We start from the raw sequence: 1,765 nt of genomic DNA on the forward strand, positions 1-1,765 counted from the left end.
GATTTGGCCATATCTTGAATGCCCTCTTCTGAAGCTTTCAATAAATGCTCGGCTGAAATAGCTCCTATTTTCGCAGCTAATTCTGCGCCACCATAAGACTCAATTTCATCAGCATGAATTTTAGGAATCAAACCGTAATTTTTTCCCGCCTCTAGAATCCGCTCCGATTGTTCAGGTGTAAAGACGCCTTTTTCACAAAATACATCATTAAACTCTGCCAGCTTTTCTTTTGCTACAATGGGAAGCATTTCATTAATCAAATGATCGACAAAGTCATCTTCACGACCTTTAAACTCATTCGGCACCGCATGTGCTCCCATAAAAGTTGGAACAAGATCAATCGGGTGCTTTTCCTGAAGCTTTTTCATCACACGCAACTGTTTCAACTCGGTTTCCAGATTCATACCGTAACCGCTTTTCCCTTCCACCGTTGTCACACCATGAGCGAGAAACGAATCAAGTCGATGTATGGTTTGTTCCATCAATTCTTCTTCACTTGCTTCCCTTGTCATACGGGTGGTTGCATGGATACCGCCACCCGCATTCATAATGTCCATATATGTTGCACCTTCAAGACGCATTTCAAATTCACTTGCTCGACTCCCGCCATATACAACATGCGTATGGGGATCCACTAGACCCGGTGTTACAAGGTAGCCAGACGCATCGAAAACTTCAGCTTCATGCAATCTATCTGCATAAAGCTCCTCTATTTCTTTAGTCGTACCGACAGCTTGAATCAAGCCATTTTCCATCCACAAGCTGCCATCTTCGATCAATCCAAGGTCAGACATAGCCTCTTTTGAACGGGGACCTTTTTTTACTGATGCAAGAGTAGCGAGATTTGCTGCATATTTTATCCAAATTGGTTTTGTCATGACTTATCTTTTCCTTTATCAAGCATTGGGATATTAATTCCTTTTTCACGAGCAGTGTTCTCTGCCAATTCATATCCTGCATCCACATGTCGCACTACACCCATACCCGGGTCTGTTGTTAATACACGTTCWATGCGAGCCCCTGCTTCTTTTGTACCGTCAGCCACAATAACCACACCTGCATGAAGTGAGTAACCCATTCCTACTCCACCACCGTGATGTACGGATACCCAGGTAGCTCCACCGACTGCGTTCACCATGGCATTTAAAATTGGCCAGTCAGCTACCACATCTGATCCGTCTTTCATAGCTTCAGTTTCACGATTTGGCGAAGCAACAGAGCCTGAATCCAGATGATCACGCCCAATTACTATTGGTGCCTTTAATTCTCCGCTCGCGACCATATCATTTAGAATTTTTCCGAAACGGGCACGCTCGCCATACCCCAGCCAGCAAATCCTAGAAGGGAGGCCTTGGAATTGAATTTTTTCCTGAGCCATTTTAATCCAATTGCATAAATGTTCATTATCTGCAAATTCACGTAAAATCGCCTGATCTGTTTTATATATGTCTTCAGGATCTCCAGACAGTGCTACCCAGCGGAAAGGCCCTTTTCCTTCACAGAATTGTGGGCGGATATAAGCTGGAACAAATCCAGGGAAGTCAAATGCATTTTCCACCCCTTCATCTTTCGCCACTTGTCTAATGTTATTACCATAGTCAAACGTCACTGCACCTTTTTCCATCATTTCAAGCATTGCTCTTACATGTTTGGCCATAGAAGCTTTAGAGCGTTTTACATACTCTTCTGGATTCGATTTGCGCAATTCAGCTGCTGCTTCAAATGACATACTTGAAGGTGTATAACCGTTTAGTGGGTCATGTGC

2 protein-coding genes are annotated in these 1,765 nt (G+C 43.6%); both read right to left on the reverse strand.

All coding sequences use genetic code 11. The annotated features are described in order from the left end of the window. Positions 1-878: imidazolonepropionase (gene hutI / locus AC1DUW_RS27680; RefSeq protein WP_477644033.1), on the reverse strand; the 878-nt coding region annotated here is incomplete at its 3' end. Next, on the reverse strand, positions 875-1,765 hold an 891-nt coding region (gene hutU, locus AC1DUW_RS27685), incomplete at its 5' end, for a urocanate hydratase (protein ID WP_477644034.1). The genes hutI and hutU, both read right to left, overlap by 4 nt.

It is taken from the genome of Peribacillus sp. P4_C12, from assembly GCF_056402095.1.